Here is a 1,969-nt window from a genome sequence, read left to right as displayed (position 1 = left end):
ATCGAATCCATTTCCAGAGGTAAATGCAATGTCCCTGACCAACGAACAGATCGTTGAAGCCGTCGCCGCCAAGTCGCTGATGGAAGTGATGGACCTGGTGAAGGCCATCGAAGAGAAGTTCGGCGTGACCGCCGCCGCCCCGGTGATGGTTGCCGCCGGCCCGGCCGCTGCCGGCCCGGCTGCCGAAGCACAGACCGAGTTCGACGTCATCCTGAAGACCGCCGGCGCCAAGAAGGTCGACGTGATCAAGGCTGTCCGCGCGATCACCGGCCTGGGCCTGAAGGAAGCCAAGGACCTCACCGAGGCCGGCGGCGTCCTGAAGGAAGCCGTGTCGAAGGAAGATGCCGAGAAGTTCAAGAAGGACCTCGAAGCTGCCGGCGCCACGGTCGAACTGAAGTAATCGGCGCCCTTGCGCGCCATCAGTTTGATCTAGCGTCAAGCAAGCCTGGGGGCGCGAGCCCCCGGGCTTTGCCTGCTTTAAATGAAACGAGATGGGGAATGGAGAATAGGGAATCGGAAATCCGGTTAGATCCTGCCGATTGACGATTCCCTATTCTCGATTCCCTGAAATCCCATTCAGCCGGTGTGTGCACCACCGGCGCCACTGCGAACCGAGGCGCTACCGATCATGGCCTACTCGTTTACCGAGAAGAAACGCATCCGCAAGGACTTTGGCAAGCGTCCGCCCGTGCTGGGCGTGCCGAACCTGCTGACCATCCAGACTGATTCCTACCGGGAATTCCTGCAGGAGCACGTCGCGCCGAAACAGCGCGGCGACAAGGGTTTGCATGCCGCGTTGAAGTCGGTGTTCCCGATCTCCAGCTACTCGGGCAATGCCGCACTGGAGTACGTGGACTACCGCCTGGGCGAGCCGGCGTTCGACGAGCGCGAGTGCCGCAACCGCGGCATGACCTTCGGTGCGCCGCTGCGCACCACCGTGCGCCTGGTGATCTACGACAAGGACAGCCCGGCCTCGAAGAAGGTGGTCAAGTACATCAAGGAGCAGGAGGTCTACATGGGCGAGATCCCGCTCATGACCGACACCGGCACCTTCATCATCAACGGCACCGAGCGCGTGATCGTCTCGCAGCTGCATCGTTCGCCGGGGGTGTTCTTCGACCACGATCGCGGCAAGACGCACAGCTCGGGCAAGCTCTTGTTCTCGGCCCGCGTGATCCCCTACCGCGGCTCCTGGCTGGACTTCGAGTTCGACCCGAAGGACGCGCTGTTCACCCGCATCGACCGTCGCCGCAAGCTGCCGGTGACGGTGCTGCTGCGCGCGCTCGGCTACAACAACGAGGAGATGCTGGGCATCTTCTTCGAGCACAACGTGTTCCACCTGGGCAACAAGGGCGGCACCACGCTGGAGCTGGTCGCCGAGCGCCTGCGCGGCGAGACGCTCTCCTTCGACCTGGCGATCGGTGGCAAGGTGCTGGTGGAAGCCGGCAAGCGCATCACCGCACGCCACGTGCGCCAGCTGGCGGCCGAGAACATCACCGCGCTGGAAGTGCCGGACGACTACCCGGTCGGCCGCATCGTGGCCACCGACATCGTCGACGCCAAGACCGGCGAACTGCTGGCCTCGGCGAACGACGAGATCACTGCCGAGCAGATGGAGAACTTCCGCAAGGCCGGCATCGAAGTCGTGCCGACGCTGTACGTCAACGATCTCGACCGCGGCGCCTACATCTCGCACACCCTGCGCATCGACAACACCAAGACGCCGCTGGAGGCGCTGGTGGAGATTTACCGCATGATGCGCCCGGGCGAGCCGCCGACCAAGGACGCTGCGCAGAACCTGTTCTTCAACCTGTTCTTCACCTTCGACCGCTACGACCTGTCGGCGGTCGGCCGGATGAAGTTCAACCGCCGCGTGGGCCGCAAGGAAATCCTCGGCCCGGGCGTGCTGTACGACCACAAGTACTTCAGCGAGCGCAAGGAAGAGGAGTCGCAGCGGCTGGTCAAGGAG

At 63.4% G+C, this 1,969-nt stretch carries 1 protein-coding gene and 1 pseudogene; both read left to right on the top strand.

Annotation, left to right across the window (positions count from 1 at the left end):
* Nucleotides 1–28: 28 nt before the first annotated feature.
* Nucleotides 29–400 (top strand): 50S ribosomal protein L7/L12, encoded by a 372-nt coding sequence (gene rplL, locus EPN31_RS16420; protein ID WP_007514537.1) that lies wholly within the window; start codon nt 29–31, stop codon nt 398–400.
* 228 nt (nt 401–628) lie between these two features.
* Nucleotides 629–1,969: pseudogene (rpoB, locus tag EPN31_RS16415) on the top strand (DNA-directed RNA polymerase subunit beta); the annotation flags it as partial.

Origin of the sequence: Castellaniella sp. (assembly GCF_004321985.1) — a bacterium.
Classification (GTDB): Bacteria; Pseudomonadota; Gammaproteobacteria; order Burkholderiales; family Burkholderiaceae_B; genus Castellaniella.
Note: the sequence above shows the minus strand (reverse complement) of the source record. Positions and strands in the feature narration are given on the sequence as shown.

Bases quoted from the DNA above. Each gene is read 5' to 3' on its own strand.
- rplL (WP_007514537.1), top strand. From the start codon at position 29: ATGTCCCTGACCAACGAACAGATCGTTGAAGCCGTCGCCGCCAAGTCG.